The 24543-nt window shown below is 36.9% G+C and carries 26 protein-coding genes; 24 read left to right on the forward strand and 2 right to left on the reverse strand.

The features are described from left to right. Positions 1 to 144: 144 nt before the first annotated feature. Entirely contained in the window at positions 145 to 2304 is a 2160-nt protein-coding gene (locus ACQ5H4_RS01005) for a type IA DNA topoisomerase (protein ID WP_430773104.1), read from the forward strand. Between the two features lie 90 nt (positions 2305 to 2394). Then, a complete protein-coding gene (gene mntR, locus ACQ5H4_RS01010) occupies positions 2395 to 2817 on the forward strand; it encodes a transcriptional regulator MntR (RefSeq protein WP_430773105.1) in 423 nt (140 codons plus the stop codon). A 26-nt stretch (positions 2818 to 2843) separates the two neighbouring features. On the opposite strand, the gene metA is transcribed toward mntR, so the two are convergent. Then, positions 2844 to 3752, reverse strand: a complete 909-nt coding sequence (metA, locus tag ACQ5H4_RS01015; protein WP_430773106.1) for a homoserine O-acetyltransferase MetA — start codon at positions 3750 to 3752, stop codon at positions 2844 to 2846. Positions 3753 to 3916: 164 nt separating this feature from the next. Between metA and ACQ5H4_RS01020 the strand changes: the two genes are divergently transcribed. The 22 genes from ACQ5H4_RS01020 to ACQ5H4_RS01125 all read left to right on the forward strand — a co-directional run bounded on the left by ACQ5H4_RS01020 (position 3917) and on the right by ACQ5H4_RS01125 (position 23623). Then, on the forward strand, positions 3917 to 5605 hold the full coding sequence (locus ACQ5H4_RS01020) for a formate--tetrahydrofolate ligase (protein ID WP_430773108.1): 1689 nt from the start codon (positions 3917 to 3919) through the stop codon (positions 5603 to 5605). A 29-nt stretch (positions 5606 to 5634) separates the two neighbouring features. Continuing rightward, positions 5635 to 6165, forward strand: a complete 531-nt coding sequence (locus ACQ5H4_RS01025; protein ID WP_430773109.1) for a hypothetical protein — start codon at positions 5635 to 5637, stop codon at positions 6163 to 6165. A 3-nt stretch (positions 6166 to 6168) separates the two neighbouring features. After that, positions 6169 to 6645 carry a glutathione peroxidase gene (locus tag ACQ5H4_RS01030; RefSeq protein ID WP_430773110.1) on the forward strand — a complete coding sequence of 159 codons (477 nt, stop codon included), beginning with the start codon at positions 6169 to 6171 and terminating at the stop codon, positions 6643 to 6645. 109 nt (positions 6646 to 6754) lie between these two features. Next, the gene (locus ACQ5H4_RS01035; protein ID WP_430773112.1) at positions 6755 to 7600 is read left to right on the forward strand and encodes a DegV family protein; all 846 of its coding nucleotides are present in this window, start codon (positions 6755 to 6757) and stop codon (positions 7598 to 7600) included. 88 nt (positions 7601 to 7688) lie between these two features. Then, positions 7689 to 8336, forward strand: a complete 648-nt coding sequence (locus ACQ5H4_RS01040) for an HD domain-containing protein (protein ID WP_430773113.1) — start codon at positions 7689 to 7691, stop codon at positions 8334 to 8336. Then, positions 8333 to 10207 carry an ABC-F family ATP-binding cassette domain-containing protein gene (locus tag ACQ5H4_RS01045; protein WP_430773114.1) on the forward strand — a complete coding sequence of 625 codons (1875 nt, stop codon included), beginning with the start codon at positions 8333 to 8335 and terminating at the stop codon, positions 10205 to 10207. The genes ACQ5H4_RS01040 and ACQ5H4_RS01045 overlap by 4 nt, the downstream gene beginning before the upstream one ends. A gap of 29 nt (positions 10208 to 10236) precedes the next feature. After that, a complete protein-coding gene (locus tag ACQ5H4_RS01050; protein ID WP_430773115.1) occupies positions 10237 to 11361 on the forward strand; it encodes a conserved virulence factor C family protein in 1125 nt (374 codons plus the stop codon). Between the two features lie 69 nt (positions 11362 to 11430). After that, positions 11431 to 11865 carry a BrxA/BrxB family bacilliredoxin gene (locus ACQ5H4_RS01055; RefSeq protein ID WP_430773116.1) on the forward strand — a complete coding sequence of 145 codons (435 nt, stop codon included), beginning with the start codon at positions 11431 to 11433 and terminating at the stop codon, positions 11863 to 11865. 53 nt (positions 11866 to 11918) lie between these two features. Further along, a complete protein-coding gene (locus ACQ5H4_RS01060; RefSeq protein ID WP_430773117.1) occupies positions 11919 to 12692 on the forward strand; it encodes a class I SAM-dependent methyltransferase in 774 nt (257 codons plus the stop codon). 110 nt (positions 12693 to 12802) lie between these two features. After that, on the forward strand, positions 12803 to 13393 hold the full coding sequence (locus tag ACQ5H4_RS01065) for a YpjP family protein (RefSeq protein ID WP_430773118.1): 591 nt from the start codon (positions 12803 to 12805) through the stop codon (positions 13391 to 13393). Positions 13394 to 13583: 190 nt separating this feature from the next. Then, on the forward strand, positions 13584 to 14378 hold the full coding sequence (locus ACQ5H4_RS01070) for a thymidylate synthase (RefSeq protein ID WP_430773119.1): 795 nt from the start codon (positions 13584 to 13586) through the stop codon (positions 14376 to 14378). Then, a complete protein-coding gene (locus ACQ5H4_RS01075) occupies positions 14375 to 14854 on the forward strand; it encodes a dihydrofolate reductase (RefSeq protein WP_430773120.1) in 480 nt (159 codons plus the stop codon). Before ACQ5H4_RS01070 ends, ACQ5H4_RS01075 begins: the two co-directional genes overlap by 4 nt. Positions 14855 to 14934: 80 nt before the next feature. After that, positions 14935 to 15666 carry a lysophospholipid acyltransferase family protein gene (locus ACQ5H4_RS01080; protein ID WP_430773121.1) on the forward strand — a complete coding sequence of 244 codons (732 nt, stop codon included), beginning with the start codon at positions 14935 to 14937 and terminating at the stop codon, positions 15664 to 15666. 167 nt (positions 15667 to 15833) lie between these two features. Then, complete coding sequence (gene ilvA / locus ACQ5H4_RS01085) at positions 15834 to 17102, forward strand: threonine ammonia-lyase IlvA (RefSeq protein WP_430773122.1); 1269 nt, start codon at positions 15834 to 15836, stop codon at positions 17100 to 17102. A gap of 141 nt (positions 17103 to 17243) precedes the next feature. Continuing rightward, positions 17244 to 17441 carry a twin-arginine translocase TatA/TatE family subunit gene (locus tag ACQ5H4_RS01090; RefSeq protein ID WP_119708849.1) on the forward strand — a complete coding sequence of 66 codons (198 nt, stop codon included), beginning with the start codon at positions 17244 to 17246 and terminating at the stop codon, positions 17439 to 17441. 65 nt (positions 17442 to 17506) lie between these two features. After that, entirely contained in the window at positions 17507 to 18262 is a 756-nt protein-coding gene (tatC, locus tag ACQ5H4_RS01095) for a twin-arginine translocase subunit TatC (RefSeq protein ID WP_430773123.1), read from the forward strand. Positions 18263 to 18474: 212 nt separating this feature from the next. After that, positions 18475 to 18726 (forward strand): DUF2535 family protein, encoded by a 252-nt coding sequence (locus ACQ5H4_RS01100; RefSeq protein ID WP_251514983.1) that lies wholly within the window; start codon positions 18475 to 18477, stop codon positions 18724 to 18726. Positions 18727 to 18865: 139 nt separating this feature from the next. Then, positions 18866 to 19708 (forward strand): DegV family protein, encoded by an 843-nt coding sequence (locus ACQ5H4_RS01105; protein WP_430773124.1) that lies wholly within the window; start codon positions 18866 to 18868, stop codon positions 19706 to 19708. A 285-nt stretch (positions 19709 to 19993) separates the two neighbouring features. Then, positions 19994 to 21475 (forward strand): ATP-binding protein, encoded by a 1482-nt coding sequence (locus tag ACQ5H4_RS01110; protein ID WP_430773125.1) that lies wholly within the window; start codon positions 19994 to 19996, stop codon positions 21473 to 21475. An 85-nt stretch (positions 21476 to 21560) separates the two neighbouring features. Further along, positions 21561 to 22139: an SCO family protein gene (locus ACQ5H4_RS01115; RefSeq protein ID WP_430773126.1), complete on the forward strand. Its 579-nt coding sequence runs from the start codon at positions 21561 to 21563 to the stop codon at positions 22137 to 22139. Positions 22140 to 22221: 82 nt separating this feature from the next. After that, the gene (locus ACQ5H4_RS01120) at positions 22222 to 23055 is read left to right on the forward strand and encodes an SGNH/GDSL hydrolase family protein (protein WP_430773127.1); all 834 of its coding nucleotides are present in this window, start codon (positions 22222 to 22224) and stop codon (positions 23053 to 23055) included. Continuing rightward, the gene (locus ACQ5H4_RS01125; RefSeq protein WP_430773128.1) at positions 23048 to 23623 is read left to right on the forward strand and encodes a YpmS family protein; all 576 of its coding nucleotides are present in this window, start codon (positions 23048 to 23050) and stop codon (positions 23621 to 23623) included. Before ACQ5H4_RS01120 ends, ACQ5H4_RS01125 begins: the two co-directional genes overlap by 8 nt. A 21-nt stretch (positions 23624 to 23644) precedes the next feature. Here ACQ5H4_RS01125 and ACQ5H4_RS01130 read toward each other — a convergent pair whose 3' ends face one another. After that, positions 23645 to 24415, reverse strand: coding sequence for a DUF4397 domain-containing protein (locus ACQ5H4_RS01130; RefSeq protein ID WP_430773129.1), 771 nt, complete (start codon positions 24413 to 24415; stop codon positions 23645 to 23647). Positions 24416 to 24543: the final 128 nt, after the last annotated feature.

The following is a 24543-nucleotide window of genomic DNA, read 5'->3' on the forward strand; positions in this document are numbered from 1 at the left end:
GAGAAAATCCTTTGCTTTTTTTGTTCAACAAATCTTAAACCTTACAAATAAATATTGTGGTAAAATAGAATACTGTTCTAGTTCTAGAAAAGTGAAATCGCATAAGTATTAGGGTGATTTTTTCTTAATAAAGTAGGTGAAATAGTGAGTAGAGTGATTATCGCTGAAAAGCCATCTGTTGCAAAAAATATTGCAGATGCATTAAAAATTAAAGGCAGACAAGATGGATATTATGAAGGTAATGGATATATTATTACATGGGCATTTGGACACCTTATGCAACTTTATGATGCAAAAGATTACGATGAGAAAATGGCTAGATGGAATATGGAAAACTTCCCTTTTATTCCTCCAAACTTTCGGTACAAAGTAAAAAGTGACCCAAGAAACAAAGAAAAAGAAGATTTAGGTGCAAGAAAGCAACTAAAGATTATCTACAATTTAATCAAACGAAATGATGTGGAAATGGTCATATCTGCTTGTGACTATGACCGAGAAGGTCAAATTATTGGCGATACGATTATTTATAACCTAAAAACACAAAAGCAAGTGTACAGATTGTTACTAAATGAATGGACACCAGATGAGGTGTTAAAAGGGCTCCAACAAATAAAGCCTAATGTAGAGATGAGGCCTCTTCAAGATGCTGGAATCGGTCGTCAATGGGCTGATTGGGTGATCGGGATTAATTTGACTTCCGTTGCGACATTAAAGTACCAAAAAGGGAAGGGAAAGGCACTTAATATAGGTAGAGTTCTTTTGCCAACCTTAAAAATTATTTATGATCGTGATCGAGCAATAGAAAATTTTAAACCGGAAGAATACTTCAAATTGGCTGCTACTTTCAAAACAAAAGATGGTGAAGCGTATGAAGGTACTTATGTTGAAAACGAGGAAGACAAGTTTTCTAATAAAGAGCACTTAGAAAAAATTCAGCAAGCTTTGAAGGATCAGTCAGCAACAATTGCAGATAAACAAGTAGAACGGAAGAGAGAGTATCCTCCCTATTTATTCAATCTGTCTAATTTACAGGGGTTTATTACTAGTAAATTTAAAGGCTGGACATCAGATAAGGTCTTAAAAGTAGCCCAATCACTGTATGAGAAGAAGTATATTACGTACCCTAGAACGGCTAGTGTCGTATTAGAGGAAAGTCTTGTTGGAAAAACAGCAAAGGTTTTAGAAAATATAACTAAAGGGCTCCCCTTTGAGAATGAAGTTAAGTTTTCGAAGCTAAAGAGAGTGTTCGATAATTCAAAGGTTGAAAGCCATAGTGCGATTATTCCAACCTATTTACTACCTAAATCGCTAACAAAAGATGAAGAAATTGTGTACCATGCTATAAAAAACCGTCTAATTATGCAATTTATGCCGGTTGCTGAACATGAAGAAACCAAGGTCATGACAAAAATGAATACCCCTGACATCAATGGTGTATTTGTATCAAAAGGACGTGTACAGCTTGTTGAAGGGTGGAGAAGGGTGGAAAAAATTGAATCGAAAGATAATATTTTACCACTTGTAAAAGTTAATGATCTGGTTGAGATGGTTGATCACAAGCTTACTTCACATGCTACGAAACCACCAAAGCACCATACCGAAAAGACGTTGCTTAAAGTAATGGAGACTTGTGGAAAAGGACAAGGCGATGAAGAAAGTGAAGAAATGATGGCTGCTATCTTAAGTGGTTATAGCATTGGTACTCCAGCTACAAGGGCAGAAACGATTAAGAAATTAAAGGATATCGGATACATTGAGACCCAAAATAAGAGCTTGATTTGTTCTGAACTTGGTAAAAATTTGGTTGAGACTTTTCCTGTGAAAGAATTATTTGACTTAGAATTTACTGGCCGTCTAGAAAAAACATTATCAGATATAGAAAAACAAAAGTTTACGAAAGAAAGCTTCTTGAATTTAATATTTGAGTTCACAACAAATGCTGTAAACACTATTAAAAATGAAAAAGCTATTATTATTAATGAAGTGTCTTATGAAAAGAAATCAATTGACGCATTAGGAAAATGCCCCGCCTGTAATCAAGGAAGTATTATAGAGGGGCAAAAAGGTTTTGGCTGTAACAACTGGAAAAATGGCTGTAAATTTGTTATTTGGAAAAATGATAAATTTTTGGCTGCCTTAAAGAAAAAACCATCAAAAACTATGGTGAAAATGCTCTTGAAGAATGGGGTAGCCACCGTAAAAGGTCTAACGAGTAAAAAAGGAAATAAATTTGATGCAAATATGCGCTATGAGAAAAATCCTGACAATGAGTACTATAGCTGGAAGATGGAATTTTTGAAGTGAGAGTGGTTGTTTGGAGGGGAATTCCCTTGTCTCCATTTTTTAACTATAGTAAACTTTTAATATTGATGATGCACGCGGGAGGGTCAACGGATGCCAACACCGAGTATGGAAGATTATATTGAACAGATATACAATTTAATTGAAGAAAAAGGTTATGCACGAGTTTCGGACATTGCGGAAGGTTTATCTGTTCATCCCTCTTCGGTTACGAAAATGGTTCAAAAGCTAGATCGAGATGAGTACTTAGTGTACGAAAAATATAGAGGGCTTGTACTTACTCCAAAGGGTAAAAAAATTGGTAAAAGGCTCGTTTATCGGCATGAGTTACTGGAGCAGCTTCTTCGAACAATTGGTGTAAAAGAAGAAAATATTTATGATGACGTGGAAGGAATTGAGCATCACTTAAGCTGGGATGCGATAGATCGGATAGGTGACCTCGTCCAATTTTTTGAAGAGGACGAAAGGCGAATAGAAGCGTTAAGAGAAATTCAAAAGAAAAATGAAGAGAACTAAAAAGAGAGCGATACCGCTCTCTTTTTTTATTCCCATACATACGGAGTTTGTTGATACACAAAGTAGTTAAGCCAGTTTGAAAATAATAAATGTGCGTGGGATCGCCAACGATTTGCTGGAATTTGATTTGGGTCATTGTTAGGAAAATAATTTTCCGGAACATGGATATCCAATCCCTTTATTTGATCTCTTGAGTACTCTTCAGATAGGGTTGTCGATTCATATTCTAAATGTCCCGTAATCATGATTTGTTTGCCCTCATCGGCACTAATGATAAATGGACCTGCTTCCTCTGAACTCGATAATAATCTGAGTGAAGGATGGTTCAAAATTTCCTTGATTGCCACATCTGTGTACCTGGAGTGAGGTGCGAGATACTCATCATCAAATCCCCTTAATAATAGATCGACAGGATCATGCACGCGGTGAGTAAATATGCCGGAACATTTTCTTGATAGTTCATACTTTCCAATACCGAAATGGTGATACAATGCCGCTTGTGCCCCCCAACAAATATGTAAGGTTGAAGTGACATTCGTTTTTGACCAGTCCATGATCATTTTTAACTCTTCCCAATAATCAACTTCTTCAAAGGATAATAGTTCTACTGGTGCTCCTGTGATAATAAGTCCATCATACTTGCGGTGCTTAATTTCAGAGAATGACGTGTAAAATTGATCGAGATGCAATTGGCTTGTATTTTTTGCTTGATGAGTAACAGTTTGTAAAAATGAAATATTAACTTGTAGAGGGGTATTCCCTAAAAGTCTAAGTAACTGAGCCTCTGTTTTTTGCTTTTCTGGCATCAAGTTTAGGATGAGAATATTTAAAGGACGAATGTCCTGGTGGTTCGCTCTCTCGTCGTCCATAATAAAGATATTTTCAGATTCCAGTATTTCTCGAGCTGGTAAAAGCTTCGGAATTTTGATAGGCAATGAATTTCAACTCCTTTATTCAATATTCAGGCTATTTATATTATATACTGGATTTTTTTAGTATCAAGAATAATGATCAAAGAACTTAAAAAAAGAGTGGATACAGGAACATTCTCAAATGGTACAATATACATTGAAAAAATACGGGCATGGAGGTAACTTCATTGAACATCAAGGTTAGCGTAAAAAGTGATATTGAAATTGCACAATCTGCAGAAATGAAACCGATCATTCAAATTGCTGAAAAAATTGGATTAACAGCTGATGACCTGGAGGTTTATGGAAAGTATAAAGCAAAACTTTCGTCTGACACATTAAGTAAAATCCAAGGAAATCCAAAAGGTAAAATCATTCTTGTAACAGCAATTAATCCGACTCCCGCAGGAGAAGGAAAGTCTACTGTAACAGTTGGATTGGGAGATGCTTTTTCTCAACTTGGAAAAAAGGTAATGATTGCTATGAGAGAACCATCCTTAGGGCCAACGATGGGAGTTAAGGGTGGGGCCGCTGGTGGTGGATATTCTCAAGTGCTGCCGATGGACGAAATAAATTTACATTTTACAGGCGACCTACACGCCATTACGACAGCAAATAATGCATTAGCTGCATTAATTGACAATCATATCCAACAAGGAAACGAACTACAAATCGATCAACGTAGAATTGTTTGGAAGAGAGCACTCGATTTAAATGACCGTGCTTTAAGAAATGTGATTATTGGTTTAGGCGGACCGATGCAGGGTGTACCTCGTGAGGATGGATTTGATATTACAGTCGCATCAGAAATTATGGCTGTACTATGCTTAGCGAAAGATTTAAAGGATTTAAAACGAAGATTGTCTGAGATGGTAGTAGCATACAATATAGAGAAACAGCCGGTCACTGTCTCGCATCTTGGTGTGGAGGGTGCTCTAGCACTAATATTAAAAGATGCGGTCAAACCAAATCTTGTACAAACGATTGAGCATACTCCAGCGCTCGTTCATGGTGGACCGTTCGCTAACATTGCCCATGGTTGTAACTCTGTCATTGCTACTACAGCCGCATCTAAGCTTGCTGATTTCGTTATTACAGAAGCAGGATTTGGTGCTGACTTGGGAGCGGAAAAGTTTTTACATATAAAAGCAAGAAACGGAGATGTATTACCGGAGGCGGTTGTTGTCGTAGCAACGATTAGAGCTCTGAAGATGCATGGCGGTGTTGGAAAGCAGGATCTTAATAATGAAAATATTGAAGCACTAATTGCTGGCTTTGATAACTTGAAAAAACATGTACAAACGATAAGAAGCTTCGGATTACCTGTCGTTGTAGCCATAAATAAGTTTATATCAGACACCAATCTTGAAGTGGACACCTTATTGGAATTGTGTAAAAAGGAAGGTGTCCAAGTTGCCTTAACCGAAGTATGGGAAAAGGGTGGAAAAGGTGGTATTGCCCTAGCAGAAAAACTATTAAAAGCGATTGAAAATCATAATGAAGAATATACTCCATTATATAAGGTAAGTGACTCGATTGAAGAGAAAATCCGTTCAATTGTTCAAAAGGTGTATGGAGGGAAGGATGTCGAGTTCTCATCAAAGGCGAAAAAGCAAATGAAGGACTTTGAGCAATATGGATGGGACGGCCTTCCGATTTGTATGGCCAAAACACAATATTCCCTTTCAGATGACCCAAGTAAACTTGGTCGACCAACCGATTTTACCGTTTCGGTAAGAGAATTAAAACCTTCGATCGGTGCAGGTTTCCTTGTTGCTTTAACAGGGGACGTAATGACGATGCCAGGTTTACCGAAGCAACCTGCCGCGCTAAAAATGGATGTTGATGATAAAGGGAATGCAATAGGATTATTTTAATCAAATGATGATGGATAAGGTATTTTTATATGTTTGATCCAACGGCTTTTGATAATATAAAGGTAATTTTAGAAGGTGCCCTATATGACCTAGATTTAGCGGGGCAAATATGCGTCATTGATAGGAACGATATTGTAAATGTAGCAAAGCTTTCGCGACAGTCAGAGATGACCCTGAAGAAGAATAGTGATAGTAAGAAAAGCTGTACAGTCGTTTTACGTGCAGATATTTCTAATTTAGCTGCAGAGTTACACCCAAAGTTGCAATCAGAAAGGGATGCGGGCTGCCATTTTAAAATGATTTTCTCTATCAAAGACCAACTTTCTTTTGATATAAGAATTTTAGAGGTTCTCCAATCCATTTGGGGGAAGGATAGAGAGTATCATTGTAAAATCATCTCTGATCCACTCCAAGAACAGTCTGGCTATAAAGTAGAGATAGAAGTGAATTTTAAAAGACTCATTTATGAGGAGCAAATGGAAGACCTAACGGTGCTCGCAGATGTTATATTACAATCCTTAGATAAACTTGAACTAGATGTTGAACATTGGAGGAGTTAAGGGATGACGGTGTATCAGTTTGAAGCGAAGAAAATTAATGGTCAAACGATTTCTCTTTCAGAATATAAGGGCGACGTTCTATTAATTGTAAATACAGCTAGTAATTGTGGGTTTACCCCCCAATATAAAGACCTTCAAGAGCTTTATGTACAATATAAAGAAAAAGGATTCACTGTGTTAGGCTTTCCGTGTAATCAATTTATGAGTCAAGAACCCGGTACCGAGTCTGATATCCTGTCATTTTGTGAAATGAATTTCGGAGTAACGTTTCCATTGTTTTCGAAGGTGGACGTAAATGGAAAAAATGCTCACCCACTTTTTCAATATTTAACGGAAGAGGCACCAGGAGTACTAGGAATGAAAGCTGTTAAATGGAATTTCACTAAGTTTTTAGTAAACCGGTCGGGTGAGGTAGTAGAAAGATATGCACCTAATACGAACCCAATAGAAATATCAAAAGATATTGAAAAGCTGATTTAATATAAAACCCTTGCATATAGCAAGGGTTCTTAATTAGATGTAATTTTCTGAATTATCTTTACATAATTAATAATTATTAATACTATAAAATTAATAGGGGGGACTTAAAATGAAGAAAATTGCCTGGGTTACGGACAGTACTGCTTACTTAGATGAAGAACTAACCAATCATCCAGACGTTTTTACGGTACCAATGACGATTGTTTTAGACGAAAGGGAATACAAGGATGGCATAGATTTAACAGCAGAAGAACTCTATTTGAAATTAAAGCATCTTCAAGTTCCGCCAAAAACGTCTCAACCATCTGTAGGTGAGTTTGTATCATTGTTTGAGAAGCTAGAAGAACAGTATGATCACGTGTTCTCTGTCCTTGTATCAGCTATGTTAAGCGGTACGGTTTCTTCAAGTGTTCAGGCGGCCAACATGGTGAATACACCTGTTACTACAATCGATTCAAAGATACTCTCTTATCCTCTTTCACGAATGATAAAGAAAGGGATGGAATGGATTGAGGCTGGTAATTCCGTTGAGGAGGTTGAGCAAAAGTTAAATGATCTTGCCAATACAAACGAAACATTTGTTTTAATTGGGAGTTTGGAACAATTACACAGAAGTGGACGGATGAACGGATTATCCTTTTTCCTTGGCAGCATGCTAAATATTAAACCGATCATTTCCATTGAGGACGGCGTATTACAGGCTAAGGAGAAAATTAGAAGTGAAAACAAAGGATTGGAGAAAATCATCTCTTATTTTCAAGCTTCCATTGATGCTTATGCTATAAAAGAAGCCTACATTTTATACGGACTTCATGATTCGGAAGCGAGAAAATGGCATGATGAATTGTGTAAACGGTTCCCTGATATTGCCTTTGGTATTTATCCTTTAGGTGCAACGATCGGTGTCCATGCAGGAGAAAATACAATCGGAATTAGCTGGTTTAATAGACTGTAAAGGAAGTGCGTTGATTGTGCACTTCCTTTTCTTTTTCGAAAAAAAGAAGTTCATGGTAGAATATGAGTGGAAAGAATGAGGTGGTATAATGAAGCAAGTTATTGCCAAGGCAGAAGAGTTTGTCAAACGAGAAATGTACGCAGATTCAACTGGTCATGATTGGTTTCATATTGATAGAGTACGGAATATTGCTTTGCAAATTCATGAAAAGGAAAAGATGGGAGATCCTTTCGTTATTGAGTTAGCAGCTCTACTTCATGATATTTCTGACGAAAAATTACATAGCTCGAAGGAAGAGGGAGAAAAGAAGCTTACTTCTTTTTTGAATAAGATACCATTAGATGACTCGAAGAAAAACCAAATTAAAGAAATCATTGAAACCATCTCATTTAAAGGTGGAAATAATCGAAACATCTCAACCATTGAAGCAGCTATCGTCCAAGATGCTGATCGCTTAGATGCTATAGGTGCGATAGGGATAGCAAGGGCATTTGCTTATGGAGGAAAAAAGGGTCAACCTATTTATGATCCGACAATTACTGTCCGATCAAGCATGACAAATGAAGAGTACCGCAAAGGCCATTCTTCCTCTATTAATCATTTTTATGAAAAGTTATTAAAGCTAAAAGAAAATATGAATACAAAATCAGGAAGAGAAATAGCTGATAGACGGCATGCATATATGGAAGATTTCTTACATGAATTTTACAATGATTGGAATGGAAAACGTCAATGATTAGTATCGATAACGTGACAAAAACATATGGAGAAAAGGAATTATTCAATGAAATTTCTTTTACAATAAGTGCGAAAGAAAGAGTTGGACTTATTGGGGTTAATGGGACAGGAAAGTCCTCATTATTAAAAATAGTAGCAGGCGTTGATTTTCCAGATTCAGGAGAGGTAACTGCTCCGAAAGATTACCGAATTGCTTATTCTGAGCAAAATCCGGATCTCAATCCAGAATTAACGGTCCTTGATCAGGTTTTTGCTGGTGAAGCACCTGTTTTAAAGCTTCTAAAAGAGTACGAAGAAACTCTTCTTGAGCTTAATAAAGTCCCGGATGATAGTGAAATTCAGGAAAAACTTTTTGACTTACAAAAGAAAATGGATGCTTTAGATGGTTGGGATGCAAGTACGAACGCAAAAACGATTTTAAATAAGCTTGGAATTGAAGAATATGAAAAAAAGATTGGAGAATTATCTGGTGGCCAGAAAAAGCGAGTAGCTCTTGCTCAAGTGTTAATTCAATCTCCAGATTTACTGATTCTAGATGAGCCTACCAATCACTTAGATTTCGAATCGGTGAAATGGCTTGAAGATTATTTAAGCCGTTTTACAGGTGCCTTATTGCTTGTTACACATGATCGATATTTCTTAGACCGTGTAACGAACCGTGTGTTTGAACTAGAAGGTGGCAAACTATACAGCTACAAAGGAAATTATGCGGACTTTCTAGAAGCTAAGGCCATTCGTGAAGAAAATGAAGCAGCAACTCTTGAAAAACAAAAAAATCTATTCAGACGAGAGCTTGAGTGGATTAGACGAGGGGCAAAGGCACGAACAACAAAGCAGAAGGCAAGAATTCAACGTTTTGAAAAGCTGGATGAGAATTTAAGCTCCGTAAAAACTTCGGAAAAGCTAGATTTATCTTTATCAGGCAGCCGATTGGGTAAGCAAGTATTCGAATTAAAAGATGCAACAAAAACGTATGAATCGAAAGTGATCCTTAAGTCTTACGATTTACTAGTGAAACCTCATGACAGAATCGGAATTATTGGAAAAAATGGTACAGGTAAATCAACCTTATTAAATATTCTAGCTGGTAAAATCCCTCTAGATTCAGGTGAACGAATCATCGGCCAAACTGTGAAGGTGGCATTTTATACTCAGGAAAATGAAGACATGGACGTTTCAAAACGGATGATTGAATACATCAAAGAAACGGCACAGGTGATTCATACGTCAGATGGAAAAACCATTTCCGCGACACAAATGCTAGAAAGATTTCTTTTTCCCTCATACACACACGGTACACAGATCAGAAAGTTATCAGGGGGAGAACGACGACGCTTGTATTTGTTAAAACTGTTAATGACTGAACCAAATGTTTTGTTATTAGACGAACCAACAAATGATCTAGATACTCAAACACTGACTGTCCTAGAGGACTATTTAGAAGATTTTCCCGGGGTAGTGATTACCGTATCACACGATCGCTATTTCTTAGACAAAGTGGTAGAACAATTGCTAGTGCTTGAAGGTGATGGAATAATTGATTTATATTATGGAAACTACAGTGAATTCCTTGAAAAGCAAGTAGAAAAGCCAGTCGTTCGTGCAATTGCAGCAGAGAAACCTGTGGAAGAAGAAAAACCAAAGAAAAAACGAATGAGCTATAAGGAAAAGCTTGAATGGGAATCCATTGATTCTGATATTGAATATGCAGAAAAAAGACTTGAAGAAATTGCTGTAGAAATGGGGAAAACAGGCAGTGATTTTGAAAGAGCTCAAGCTTTAATGGAAGAGGAAAATGCTCTAAACGAAAAGCTTGAATATTTGATTGAGCGTTGGAGCTATTTATCTGAAATTGCAGAGAATAGTTAAATATAAGAATAAGGGAAGGATGAAGAGGTTTGAAAATACGATCCATTGAACCAACTCCTAGTCCGAATACGATGAAGGTTATTTTAAATGAAGAGCTCCCAATGGGAAAAAGTAATAACTATAAGAAAGAGACAAGTACCGGTGCTCCAAAGGTCATTCAGGATATTTTAACCATTGAAGGTGTAAAAGGTGTGTACCATGTAGCTGATTTTCTAGCGGTGGAACGGAATGCAAAATATGATTGGAAAGAAATTCTACCGAAAGTAAGGCTTGCATTTGGCGAAGAAACGGAAATATTGGAGCAAGAAGAAACAATTAATGAGCACTACGGAGAAATACAGGTGCTTGTTCAGATGTATAAAGGAATTCCGATGCAAATTAAGCTAACGGATGGAACAGAAGAAAGACGATATGGATTACCAGAACAGTATAAAGAAGCGGTTTCAAAGGCTCAGGATCCAGAGGATAACGTTGTAATGGTTCGACGGTGGAAAGAGTTAGGTGTTCGATACGGAGATTTCGATCAAATCGGCCAGGAAGTTTTAGAAGAGCTAATGGCGGCTTATGCAACAGACCGACTAGACGAACTTATTCAAGATGCAACAAGTAAGGGATCAGCTAAGATTGTAAAGCGACAAAAACAAAAGCTTGATGTTCATTCATTAAATGATCCGGATTGGAGAAAAAGATATCAGCTTCTTGAACAAATGGATGATCCAGAAGTTGAAGATCTGACTGTGTTAGAAAAAGCATTAAACGACGAAAAGGCATCAATTAGGAGATTAGCTACTGTCTATTTAGGCATGATCGAAGATAAAAAAGTATTACCGTTCCTCTATAAAGCGTTAAAGGATAAAACAGTGACTGTTAGGCGTACGGCTGGAGACTGCTTATCAGACCTAGGGTTTGAAGAGGCGATGGAAGAAATGATGATGGCATTAAGTGATGAGAGTAAATTAGTGCGCTGGAGAGCGGCAATGTTTTTATATGAATTGGGAGATGACCGTGCGCTTCCTGCGCTTAAGGCAGCTGAAGAAGATCCGGAATTTGAAGTGAGCTTACAAATTAAACTTGCTATCGAAAGAATTGAATTGGGTGAGGATGCAAAAGGATCTGTTTGGAAACAAATGACGGAAGCAAGAAAACAAAACTAAGAAAATTGCATCATTTGAAATAAATATAGTATGCTAACAATGGATATAGTTAATAGGAGGGATTTTTTTATGTCAATGGCATATGAGGAATATATGAAACAAATGGTAAAGCCAATGCGTGAAGAACTAGTACATGCGGGCTTTGAAGAGTTAGAAACAGAAGAAGATGTTGAAAATTTTATGGATCAAAATGAAGACACTGCGTTAATCTTTGTTAACTCTGTATGTGGTTGTGCGGCAGGTTTAGCACGTCCAGCGGCAACTCAAGCAGTGGTTAGAACTGAGAAAAAACCTGCCAAGCTTGTTACTGTATTTGCTGGACAAGACAAAGAAGCAACGGCTAAAATGCGTGAGTATTTCGAAGGGTTCCCACCGTCATCTCCTTCAATGGTACTTGTAAAAGGGAAGCAAGTGGTTCGCTTTATCCATCGCCATAATATCGAAGACCACACGATGGAAGAAATCATGGAGAATCTCCAATCAGCATTTGAACAAAATTGTTAAAGAAAAAGGAATGTCAGCTGACATTCCTTTTTTTCTGAAAGGAAAGAAGCTATATGTTTGTCACAACAGCAGGACGAACCAATCCTGATATGATTGAAGAAGCGAAGAAGATAGCGTTGGACCTTGGATGTCCCTATCAGGAAAGAAGGAAAAAATCGGTTCAGACTCTTCATTCCTTGTATAAGGATGACTGTATTGTCTTTGGAAAGGAGAGACTTGAGTTATTTTTATTAAACGGAGAAGAGCCGTTCTTCTTCCATCCAAATTCCTCTATGTTCAGAATTAAAAGACTGCTAAATAACGAACACGATCCTTTTATTGATGCAACCGGTCTGGAGAAAGGAATGAGTCTTCTTGATTGTACATTAGGACTTGCATCCGACAGTATTGTTGCAAGCTTTGTCGTTGGAGCATCAGGAAAAGTGGTTGGGACAGAAGAAAATAAATACCTCGCTTATCTTGTCGGTCGAGGATTAAACAGCTGGCAGTCCGGTTTAGCAGCAATGGATGAGGCTATGCGTGCAATTTCCGTGCACCATTTAAGTGCACTAACATATTTAAAGAAAATTCCTAGCAATGAGTTTGATTGCGTGTATATTGACCCAATGTTTGAAGAAACAATTTTAGAATCGGACGGAATTCGTGCGTTAGCTGAGTTAGCGGCGTATACGTCCGTAACGGAAGAATTCATTTCGGAGGCAAAAAGAGTAGCGAGGAGACGACTCGTGCTAAAGGATCATTTTCGTAGCAAGCGCTTCGAGCATTTTGGATTCTCAGTTATAAAAAGACCGTCTGCTAAATTTCATTTCGGGATTATTACAAAATGATGATATTTGTGATTTAATCTCCCACTTCCTACTGTAAAAAGAGTATAATATGAGAAAAGAGTCAATATTTTCTAAATACTCTTAAAGGCTAGTAGAAAGGATTGGAGATCATGCCAAAATGGTTGCAAAAATCCTTCGTCGTGTTGGTAACAATTTTAACATTTGGTTTGGTAACACCATCCCAAACCTTTCTATATAATCAAGCATCAGCGGATAAACCAACACGTGAAGATTCAGTTAAAGCGGAAACTACATACACTCAAATTGATGAGATTACCGAAGAAGAATCAGACAGTAGCGACCAGATTATACAAAGCTGGTTATATGAGGCAGAAGAGTTATCGTACCTAAAATTTGGTAGTAGAATCAAACCTGTGATAGAAGATGAATTCAAACAGGTCATCCTACCGAATATTCATAAAGCAATTGAAGAAGTAGCCGTACAGTACCCGGAAGAAAAACTAGCATTCCTAGAATTAAGCGAAGTCCCAACTGGAGGCAACACTGAAAAAATATTTCACCTCTATAGCAAAGAAAACAACAAAGACATCATCCGCTTCCACGTAAGAAAGGACCATCCACCCCATAGTGGCTATTGGTTTAACTTTCATTACCACACAAGCGATGACAACTTCGAGGCCCATCACGAACTAGGATCAATCTATTGGGACACAAACACACCACCTAAATGGATGAGCTAACACGAACCCCTTCTGACTATGTCAGAGGGGTTTTGTTTTGAAAAAGCGCCTAAATTTGCACCTACAATCACTTGGAACCAAAACTTAACAACACAAAAATTTTCGTCTTCGTGCATTGACCTAACATCAAAATAATTATACCCTTGTAAAAGACTAGTATTTCGTAAAATTTGTGACAGTAGGTGGAAGAATGAAACAATATTTAGAGCTATGTAAGCATGTGTTGGATAATGGCGTAAAAAAACAGGATCGTACAGGAACGGGTACTATTAGTACATTTGGTTATCAGATGCGTTTTGATTTACAAGAAGGTTTTCCTCTTGTGACAACAAAAAAATTACATTTGAAATCAATCATTCATGAATTACTTTGGTTCCTTCAAGGTGACACGAATATAAAGTATCTACAAGAAAATGGCGTTCGCATTTGGAATGAATGGGCAGATGAAGAAGGGAATTTAGGTCCTGTGTACGGACACCAGTGGAGATCATGGACGACTTCTACAGGCGAAACAGTGGATCAAATATCTGACTTAATAAATCAAATTAAAACAAACCCTGATTCAAGGCGTTTAATTGTAAATGCATGGAATGTGGGTGATATTAATAATATGGCACTTCCTCCTTGTCACTGTCTATTTCAATTTCATGTGTCAGATGGAAAGCTAAGCTGTCAGTTATACCAACGTTCGGCTGATGTGTTTTTAGGTGTTCCATTTAATATAGCGTCCTATGCGCTTTTAACTTTGATGGTGGCGCAGGTATGCGATCTTGAACCTGGTGAATTTATTCATACGTTTGGAGATGCGCATATTTACTTAAATCATGTAGAACAAGTGGAATTACAGCTTACCAGACAGCCACATCCATTACCTACTTTAAAGATTAATCCAGAGAAAAAAGACTTGTTTGGTTTTACGTATGACGATTTTGAGTTGGTTAACTACGAAGCCCATCCTCATATAAAAGGGGTTGTAAGTGTATGATTTCCCTTCTTTGGGCAATGGACGAAAACCGGGCAATAGGTCGTAACAATCAGCTTCCTTGGCATCTTCCTGAGGATTTAAAGTATTTTAAAAGAGTTACAATGGGAAAGCCAATTGCGATGGGCCGAAAAACCTATGATTCCATTGGAAGGCCACTACCTGGTCGAGAAAATATTGTTATTACACGTAGTAAAGGAATAACTATTGAAGGTTGTACAGTTATTCATGATGTAAAAGATTTATTAAAGCGTGACGATGAGGAGCTTTTTGTAATTGGTGGCGCTGAAATTTTTAAAGAAATTCTTCCTTTCGCAGATCGCCTTTATGTTACGGAAATTCGTGAAGTGTTCGAGGCAGATACGTTTTTCCCGGAATACAATTTATTCGAATGGGAGCTTATTGAATCCACTCCAGGTATGAAAGACGAAAAAAATCCATACAACTATGAATTTCTTGTGTACCAACGTAAGCAGTGAGTCATCACTGCTTATTTTTTATACTTAAAACCTATAAAATCAAGTATAATTAGTATGGTTACAAATGGAGGGATATCAGGATGATCAGACTAATGGCTGTTTTTTTGTACATGAGTGGTTATTTGGTTTATAGCATACCTAAATTACAAAGACTGAAAAAGTTAGACAAACGTTTATCAGTTTCTGAGAGAGATCAATTAATACATGCGATTCCAAACAAATGGTCGAAAACAATTATGAAGTTGACGGGTTCTGAGGTGAAGGTGGAGGGGATTGAGAATCTTCCTGAAGGTGCGGTTGTCATGATAGGCAATCACGAAGGAGACTTTGATATTCCTACATTACTGGCAAGTATTGAAAAGCCGTTTGGGTTTATATCAAAAGTAGAAGTAAAAAAAGTTCCGATCCTTTCTACCTGGATGGAAATTATGAATTGCGTGTTTATTGATCGAAGCGATCGTAGGAAATCTGTTCAATCGATACGGGAGGCTGTTCAGTTATTAAAAGAGGGTCACTCCATTGCTATTTTTCCTGAAGGAACGAGAAGTAAAGGTGGACCGATCGGAGACTTTAAGTCTGGTGGATTTCGATTAGCTAAGGATGCGAAGGTACCAATTGTTCCAATTAGTATTTCTGGTACATCTGATGTCTTCGAAAAAAATGGCCGGTTAGTGAAACCAGCTTCCATTCAGGTGAGGATATTACCTTGTATTCCTTCTTCGATATTTGATCAAAAGGATATGAAAGAAGTTTCAGATTATGTCCGAGAGGTAATTATTCATTCTCTAAAGGATGAAAAAATCGCATCATAAGTTGCTAGGCTAAATGAGTCTAGCTTTTTTCCATTTTCTGAGGTTATTCTGACCCAAGAGTAACCGGGTGTATAAATTGAAAAATACAAATTTTTTGATAATAAGCTTGAAATGATGGGTGAGAGTGGTATAATGTACTGATTATAACGGGAAAATGGAGGATGGTTATGGAACAGAAAGTGCTGAAAAAAAGATGGGTGCAGGTTGAAGATATTTTAATAGCGCACCACCAACTAAAAGACATCGTTGCCCATACACCGTTACAAAAAAACGAGCGTTTATCAGAAAAATATGATTGTAATGTGTATTTAAAAAGGGAAGATTTGCAGCACGTTCGCTCTTTTAAGTTAAGAGGTGCTTTTTATAAGATGAAAGCGCTTGGTAAGGACAATCTTTCTAGTGGGGTTGTTTGTGCAAGTGCGGGGAATCATGCTCAAGGTGTAGCATATGCTTGTCGTCATCTTGGTGTACAAGGGAAAATTTATATGCCAACGACAACACCGAAGCAAAAAGTTGGGCAAGTAGAGTTATTTGGTAGAGGTTTTATCGAAATTATTCTTGTTGGGGATACGTTCGATGATTCTTATGCTAAAGCGGTTGAGTGTGCGGAAAAAGAAGGAAGGACCTTCATTCATCCTTTTGATGATGAGCTTGTAATCGCAGGGCAAGGAACGGTCGCTGTAGAAATATTGCAGGATTGTGAAGAAACCGTAGATTATGTGTTTGCCAGTATTGGTGGTGGAGGGCTTATGGCGGGTGTGAGCACATATGTAAAAAGCGTCTCTCCCCAAACAAAGCTAATTGGTGTAGAACCTTATGGTGCTCCGGCAATGAAGACCTCTTTCCACAACGAAGTCGTGACTCCTCTTGATGACATTGATAAGTTCGTGGACGGAGCAGCTGTAAAAAGTGTGGGTAGTAAAACCTTTGACACTTGTTATGAGTTGTTGGATGATATCCTACTGGTTCCAGAAGGAAAGGTTTGTACAAGTATTTTAGAATTATATAATGAGCATGCGATTGTTGCTGAGCCAGCCGGTGCTTTACCAATTGCAGCTCTTGATCTTTATAAGGATGAAATCAAAGGGAAAAATATTGTCGTTATTATAAGTGGTGGAAATAACGATATCGGTCGTATGCAGGAAATTAAAGAACGTTCATTGTTGTATGAGGGTCTACTGTATTATTTCATCGTTAACTTCCCACAACGTGCGGGTGCACTTCGAGAGTTTTTAGATGAAGTATTATCACCAACGGATGATATTACACAATTCGAATATACTAAGAAAAATAATAAAGAAAATGGCCCAGCACTAGTAGGGATTGAAATACAAAAGAAGGAAGACTATAAAGGGTTAATTGAAAGATTAAACAAAAAAGGTTTTGCTTTTACAGAAGTAAATAAAGATAGTTACTTATTTAATTTACTCATTTAAGGTATAATGATAAGTGAAAAATCACTACTGAATTTGTGAACTTCTTATGACAATGTGGTTAATAATGACCCATCCGTTGTTAAAAGTACTATAATCGTAGTAGAATTAGTTATTCTAATTTACCAAAGGGGATGTTCTACAGTGTTTTCAAACATCGGAGTTCCTGGATTGATCCTTATCCTTGTACTTGCTTTAATTATTTTCGGACCTAAAAAGCTCCCTGAGATTGGTCGTGCATTTGGTCAAACTCTTCGTGAATTTAAAAAATCTACTCGTGAGCTAACAAGTGATGTAATGGAAGAGCTCGATGAAGATAAAAAGAAGAATGCTACGAAATAAGGTGTAAGAAATTTTCTTACACTTTTTTTTTCTCGATTACATTTTGTTTATGGTAGGGGACTTACATGGAGGATAAAGAATTACAGCTTGTTGATCATCTTGACGAATTAAGAAAAAGACTTATTATCTCTATTGTAGCTTTTTTTGGCTTCTTTGTAGTTGGTTTTATTTATATTGAAGAAATCTATCAATGGTTTGTACGGGACTTAGACGTTAAGTTGATTGCGTTAGGACCGAGCGATATCGTGTGGGTTTATTTTATGTTAGCAGGTTTAATAGCGATTGCAGGAACCATTCCTGTACTTGCGTTGCAGATATGGTTGTTTGTGAGACCAGCATTAAAGCCTATAGAAAGAAAAATTACTTTGAGTTATATCCCAGCTTTGTTCATTTTATTTATTGTCGGCTTATGCTTTGGATATTTTGTTATTTTTCCGACTGTAATGGGATTTTTGATCGATTTAAGTGGCGATATGCTTGTTGCTAATTTTACTGCGGACAAGTACTTCCGCTTTATTATGAATATGTCGCTTCCATTTGGCTTTTTGTTTGAACTACCTGTTGTCGTTATGTTTTTAACATCTTTAGGAATTGTAAATCCGTATGTACTTCAAAAAATACGGAAATATGCATATTTTGTCCTGGTTGTAATTTCAGTAGTCATCTCGCCTCCGGATTTTATGAGTGATATTTTAGTAACCATTCCACTTCTGTTTTTATACGAAATAAGTATCAATCTTTCCAAAATTGTTTATAAAAGAAAGTTGAAAAAAGAGAAAGAGTGGGGCTTGGATGAGGATGAGAGAGTAGATTTAGGATAAAAGTTCAAACTCACTTTTTTATAAAAGTGGGTTTTTTGTTTTCATAATGCCCTCTTTTACATTATAATGAGGGTTCTTATAGATCGGAAATAGTACTACTTTTCATAATGAAAAAAATTTAAATTTTTTCACAACTTGTGTATATTCAGACACACTTCGACAAATAAATATTGTATAATATATGCAAACGGGTGAAAAAGAGGATTGATATTTTGCTATTCAAAAGCCTAGAGTTCAAAAATGTTGTTGGACAGAAGGTAAAAGTCATGGAAATTCCAGTATTGGAGGAAGATAGCCCTTATTATTTTTTAATCCAAGTCCGTTTGCAATCATTTATTACGTCTCTATACCGGGACAAACAGCCGAAGAAATGCTATTCTTTTAGAGACTATTTGAAAAAAGCGTTGAAGTGGCCAGTGTACCAGGATGTATTCCAAGTGCCAGAGCTAAAGAATAACGCGTAATTGATGTGTTTGTTTTACTTTGACATGATTGTCTTTACATGAAGAGTATCGGTACATGCCGATACTCTTTCTTTTTTCGACATTAACCTAGAATTCTGTATAATAGGTAGTGAGATTTTAGCATTAGGATGTGAAGGATTTGAGTAAAATTAAAATAGTGACTGATTCAACGGTGGACATGTCCGATGAATTAATTAGGAAGTATGATATTGAGGTTGTTCCATTATCTATTCAAATTGAAGGAGAGACGTACCTCGATCGGGTTGATTTAACCCCAAAGGATTTTTTGAATAAGATGAAGGCAGCAGAAGAGTTACCTAAAAGTTCGCAACCACCTGTTGGCGTTTTTGCTGAGCTGTACGATCGATTAGGTTCGGAAGGGTATGATGTTCTTTCTATACATATGACTGGAGGAATGAGTGGTACGGTTCAGTCAGCCGAGACGGCAGCATCCATGTCAAAGGCAAATGTAAAGGTTGTTGACTCTCGTTTTATATCGAAAGCCCTTTCATTCCAAGTCATAGAAGCTTCCCAAATGGCCAAAGAAGGAAGAAGTATGGATGAGATATTAACTAGACTTGATCAAGTTCGATCCAATACAAGATTGTTTGTTGTTGTAGATACTCTTGAAAATCTCGTGAAGGGTGGCAGAATTGGCAAGGGAAAGGCAATGATTGGTTCCCTTCTTAATATCAAACCAATTGCCTCTCTAGAAGGTGGAGTATATACACCTGTATCGAAAGCTAGAAGCTATAGTCAAGTAGCTAACTACCTTGCAAAGCAATTCGCTGAAGACACAGCTGGTCATCATATCAAAGGTGTTGGACTCGTTCATGCAGAGGCTCCAGAGTTAAATCAAAAGTTGATCTCAGCCTTAAAAACAATAGCTGGTTTTGATTTATTAGATATTGAATATACCACTCCAATCGTTAGTACTCATACTGGACCAGGTGCCATTGGTTTTATGTACTATTTTGAGTAAATTGCCTGAACAACACCTGTTCAGGTTTTTTGCTCGACAAACTTTATACACTGTGTAAAGAAATTATAAAAATATGGAGGAAAGACAAGGATTTTGGATAGTGATGTCGAATAAAAAGGGAGTGAGACCCATTAAAAAGGGAACGGTGTATGCATGAAAAAATGGATCAGACAACTTTCTTTATATAGGCAAGTTTTATTTTTTTCCTTTTTTATTACGTTTGTTGTGATTTTCATGATTTCGAGTTTCAGTTATGCTCTACAGACAAAAAAGGAAATAGAGCAATTGACAGATCGTGTTGAGGGACTATCAACACTGTGGACAGCCGTTGTGTCTCCTGAGGATGTAGAGGAGACAATCATGTCAAAGGACCCAAATGATCCCGCGGCAAAGAGACTACAACAACAGGTGAATTTAATAAACGAAAGAGGTTCTTCATATTTTCATAGTGGGATTGTAGCTACATCTATAAATAAAGATAAAGAAATATATGCCACGGTTGTATCGAATAGTTATGAGGGACTGAAGCCTTTTTCTTTTTATAAGTCGGTTGATATTCATAGCAACGCTCTTTTAGAAGCTATTGAAGAAAAGAAAGTAGTAAGTACAAAGGTGTATACAGATAATTTTGGTACTTGGTTATCTGCGTTTGCTCCGATACAGAATGAAGAAGGAAAAGTAGTAGGGGTATTAGTCATTGATGCAGAAGCATCATTTATTAAGAATTCGCAGTTAGAAACGATATTGTATTTAACCGTTGTCTTTGTCGTAACGATTGTCATCGTATTTTTCACTCTGAAGTATGTGTTAAATAATGTAATGGAGCCTGTTGATGAGATCTTGTATGGATTACACGAGGTAAGCGTCGGAAACTTCAATATACATCTAAGTGGGAAGAAAAATTCAAATCTTGACCCCTTATATGAACGGTTCAACTTTATGACCCAACAGTTAGCTATATTGTTTGATAGATTATCCATTTCAAGTCCATTAAAGGGGAAGCATGCCGTATCGGAAGAACAATTACATACGTTTGAAGTGGCAATTGGGAAAATGGATACAATCATTAAAGAAACAAAATTACTTAAGGAGCTTCAGCGAGCCGAGAAAATGAATGCCATTGGTCAATTAGCTGCTTCCGTAGCTCACGAAATTCGGAATCCAATGACGGTAGTAAAAGGATTTTTACAAATCTTCTTAGCAAAAGATGGATTGAGTGAAGAAGAACATATGTACGTGAAATTAATGCTTGAAGAAATGAATCGTGCCGAAAAAATTATTAATGAATATTTATCTTTAGCGAAGCCAGACCTGGAGTTTTCAGAAAAGGTGAATGCCGGTGATCTTGCAAACAAAGTAATGGATTTAATGAATTCGTATGCACTCATGTCAAAAAGCATTGGGATGCAAACGAAGGTGTCAGGTGATGTTTTCATTAAAGGGAATGTTAGTGAGTTAAAGCAGGTACTTATAAATATATTAAAAAATGGGATTGAAGCCATGAAGGACGGTGGTACGCTCATTTTGTCTGTAAGGGAAGAAGATCACTTTGGTATTTTTGAAATTCTTGATACAGGAATTGGGATGAGTGAGGATGAACTTCAGAGATTAGGAACAGCCTTTTACTCCTTAAAGGAAAAGGGCACTGGTATGGGACTAATGGTTTGTTATCAAATCATTGAAAGAATGAGAGGTTCTATTGAAGTAGAAAGTCAAAAAGGTGTAGGAACAACTTTTCGAATTATTCTTCCGTTATATAGAGAATAGAGGAAGTTTAGTTCTTTTCCCTTTCATCTTATTATCTCGTTTGCTAGAATAAAACTTGAATAGAATGATGAATGCAGGTGGATAAATGAAGGTTAAGATGTTTAAATTGGTAAGTATTCTGATGGTATTTATTCTTGCAGCATGTGGGAATAATGGGATACCAGATGCGAAAAATTGGCCAGTTGCTGATTTTACGTATACAAATCAGGAAGGTAAGCCCTTTAGTTTAGAAGATTTAGAAGGGAAAATGTGGGTGGCGGACTTTATTTTTACTAACTGCGAGGACGTGTGTCTTCCAATGACGTATAATATGGAAAAGCTTCAACAGATGGTCAAAGATGAAGGGATTGAAAATGTTGAGTTTGTTTCCTTTTCTGTAGATCCTAATGTTGATACACCTGAAGTGTTAAAAGAATTTGGCGAGTATTTCAAGGTTGATTTTTCTAACTGGAATTTCCTGACTGGATATGAGCAAACGCATATAGAAGAGTTTGCAATGGATTCATTCAAGACAATAGTTAAAAAACCAACAAATCAAGACCAAGTTATTCACGGGACTGACTTTTATCTAGTTAATCAAGATGGTAAAATTATGAAATATTATACTGGTCTTAATGAAATTCCTTATGAGGAAATTATTAATGATATGAAAGCCCTTCAATAGACCTTTTAAAGGTCTATTTTAGTTTATTTGACAAGCAGTTCACCATAGACTATACAAAAAACTATAAAGGCAGGTGTGTTTCGTGAGGTGGGCCTTTATTCTTGTTATTTCTTTTGTACTTTCCTCTTGCAGTCAAATACAAAATCAAAAGTTAGATCAAATACAGTTTAGAGAAACTACGGTAAAAAACAAAGCATCTATTCCTATCGATTTTATTTCCGAACCTTTTCAAATGGTTTCAGTAGGAGATTCTTTAACTCAGGGTGTAGGGGACAGTACAAACCGTGGAGGCTATGTACCTTACCTTAAGGAGTATCTAGAAAAAGAAAAGGGAATAAGCGAAGCGGAAATCGTGAACTATGGAGTAAGAGGCAATCGAACGTCCCAGCTTATTAGTAAATTAAAGACAGATGAAGTGAAGGATTCTATAACGTCAGCAGATATGATCCTTATCACCATTGGTGGAAATGATGTAATGAAAGTAGTAAGAGAAAATTTTTCTACCTTAGATCTGGAGTTATTTAAAACGGAAAAAAAACAATTTGAAAAAAATCTTCGGACCATAATTGAATTGATTCGTGAAGTAAATCCTTCAGGTACGGTTGTCTTGATCGGATTGTACAATCCTTTTTACGAGTGGTTTCCTGATGTAGAAGAGATGGATATCATAATGCAGGATTGGAATATAACGAGTCGGACGATATTAACCGACTATGAACGGGCCTATTTTGTCGATATAGCTGATATTTTTCGGGAAAGTGAAGAGAATCTTTTATATACAGATTACTTTCATCCTAATGATTTAGGTTACGAAAAAATTGCTGTGAGAATTTACGAAACTCTTACATTAGGAATATTGACGGAACGGTATGAGGTTAGAACGACTGCCAGAAATGAGGCAAACACTAATGAATAGTTGGAAAAAACTTTTTATAGCTTTGATCATTGTTAATATCATCGTTGTAGTTGGAGTGATTTTCTTGATTTTCCTACCTACAAAGGATGAAGAGATTGCTCTAAACGATATCAATCAGGATGATTATGTACAATTTCATGTTCAATCAAACAAAGCCGATTTAAACAGATTGATCAATCATTATATTGAAGAGCAAGGGCTGAATGAGAGAATCAAATACAACGTCACACTAACTGACCAGGTAGAATTGTACGGGACAATGAAAATATTTACTCAAGACGTGGAATTAAAACTTACCTTTGAACCAGCGTCTTTAGATAATGGTGACTTGATCCTAAGACAGAAGACCATCTCAATCGGGCATTTAGAATTGCCCGTACCTGTCGTATTGAAATTCATTCGAGACAGTTATGATATACCTTCTTGGATTACGATTCGACCAAATGATGAAGAGGTCTACGTAAACCTTCATGATCTAAAACTAAAGAGTGATACAAAGGTAAGAGTAAATACATTTGATTTAAAAAGAGATAATATTGTATTTACTCTTCTTGTTCCAATAAAATAGGTGGGGAAATGGCCACCTATTTTATTCTCTCTCCGTTAAAATGATAGGTTCAATCGATGGTTCACCATCACTTAGTCCTACCGCTACAAGTGTGTAAACTTGATTTCTTTGGAAAGAAAGAGCTGGCAACGGAAGAAGGACATCCTTAGTTCCTGCAGATCTTACTTCAAGATCGACGGTCAATGGAGACAGGGCTAAATAATCGCTTGAGCGCCTGAACCCAATATTACGGAATACAACATCACCGTTCTTTACGGCTATATCAACAGGTTGAGTATCAGGTGAGAGATGTACAAATCGAACTTTTGTTTCACCGGACGGGATACTCGGATTATCCTCAAGCTCTACAAGCTTTAACTTTTCAACCATATCAGCAGCAGCAAGTGTATATTGCTTCCCAGCCTCAACCGTTACCTTTTTACTTAGAACGGTTGATACCATGTCTCCTGCAGGATATATGTCAACTTGATACTTTCCAGCAGGTAATGATAAGTAATTGCTAGTTTCTTTAAATGGAAAATCGCGTAAAATTCGATTTCCATTAATATATACATCAACTTTCGGTGCATCAGGTGAAGCATGTAGGATACGAATTCTAGCTGGTGAACTGCTCTGATAGTAGTTTGCAACTGATTGAGCTCTTAAGGAACTCATTGCTTTGTTCATGTATCTAATGTGTCTTTGGTAATAGTGAATATGCATGGATGGATCTAAGTATTTATAATATTGTGCTAATAAATCATACCTAGCAGCTTTATGCATATAGTCATCATGGTTTCTGTATTCAGACAAACCCCTCACTCCTTAAAGGATATTCAGTGTAACATATGCTTTGAAGGTCGAAGAGGTGCCTATGTTTTTTACTGTATGGAAGCTCCTTGTTTGCATTGAAAGTCTTAATGAAATACTCTATATATGTA

The organism is Bacillus coreaensis (assembly GCF_050586445.1).
GTDB lineage: Bacteria > Bacillota > Bacilli > Bacillales > Cytobacillaceae > Robertmurraya_A > Robertmurraya_A coreaensis.

Excerpts from the sequence above, each read along its gene's own strand:
- mntR (WP_430773105.1), top strand. The coding sequence starts at position 2,395 with ATGCCAACACCGAGTATGGAAGATTATATTGAACAGATATACAATTTA.
- ACQ5H4_RS01025 (WP_430773109.1), top strand. The coding sequence starts at position 5,635 with ATGTTTGATCCAACGGCTTTTGATAATATAAAGGTAATTTTAGAAGGT.
- ACQ5H4_RS01030 (WP_430773110.1), top strand. The coding sequence starts at position 6,169 with ATGACGGTGTATCAGTTTGAAGCGAAGAAAATTAATGGTCAAACGATT.
- ACQ5H4_RS01035 (WP_430773112.1), top strand. The coding sequence starts at position 6,755 with ATGAAGAAAATTGCCTGGGTTACGGACAGTACTGCTTACTTAGATGAA.
- ACQ5H4_RS01040 (WP_430773113.1), top strand. The coding sequence starts at position 7,689 with ATGAAGCAAGTTATTGCCAAGGCAGAAGAGTTTGTCAAACGAGAAATG.
- ACQ5H4_RS01045 (WP_430773114.1), top strand. The coding sequence starts at position 8,333 with ATGATTAGTATCGATAACGTGACAAAAACATATGGAGAAAAGGAATTA.
- ACQ5H4_RS01055 (WP_430773116.1), top strand. The coding sequence starts at position 11,431 with ATGTCAATGGCATATGAGGAATATATGAAACAAATGGTAAAGCCAATG.
- ACQ5H4_RS01060 (WP_430773117.1), top strand. The coding sequence starts at position 11,919 with ATGTTTGTCACAACAGCAGGACGAACCAATCCTGATATGATTGAAGAA.
- ACQ5H4_RS01065 (WP_430773118.1), top strand. The coding sequence starts at position 12,803 with ATGCCAAAATGGTTGCAAAAATCCTTCGTCGTGTTGGTAACAATTTTA.
- ACQ5H4_RS01070 (WP_430773119.1), top strand. The coding sequence starts at position 13,584 with ATGAAACAATATTTAGAGCTATGTAAGCATGTGTTGGATAATGGCGTA.
- ACQ5H4_RS01075 (WP_430773120.1), top strand. The coding sequence starts at position 14,375 with ATGATTTCCCTTCTTTGGGCAATGGACGAAAACCGGGCAATAGGTCGT.
- ACQ5H4_RS01080 (WP_430773121.1), top strand. The coding sequence starts at position 14,935 with ATGATCAGACTAATGGCTGTTTTTTTGTACATGAGTGGTTATTTGGTT.
- ilvA (WP_430773122.1), top strand. The coding sequence starts at position 15,834 with ATGGAACAGAAAGTGCTGAAAAAAAGATGGGTGCAGGTTGAAGATATT.
- tatC (WP_430773123.1), top strand. The coding sequence starts at position 17,507 with ATGGAGGATAAAGAATTACAGCTTGTTGATCATCTTGACGAATTAAGA.
- ACQ5H4_RS01115 (WP_430773126.1), top strand. The coding sequence starts at position 21,561 with ATGAAGGTTAAGATGTTTAAATTGGTAAGTATTCTGATGGTATTTATT.
- ACQ5H4_RS01125 (WP_430773128.1), top strand. The coding sequence starts at position 23,048 with ATGAATAGTTGGAAAAAACTTTTTATAGCTTTGATCATTGTTAATATC.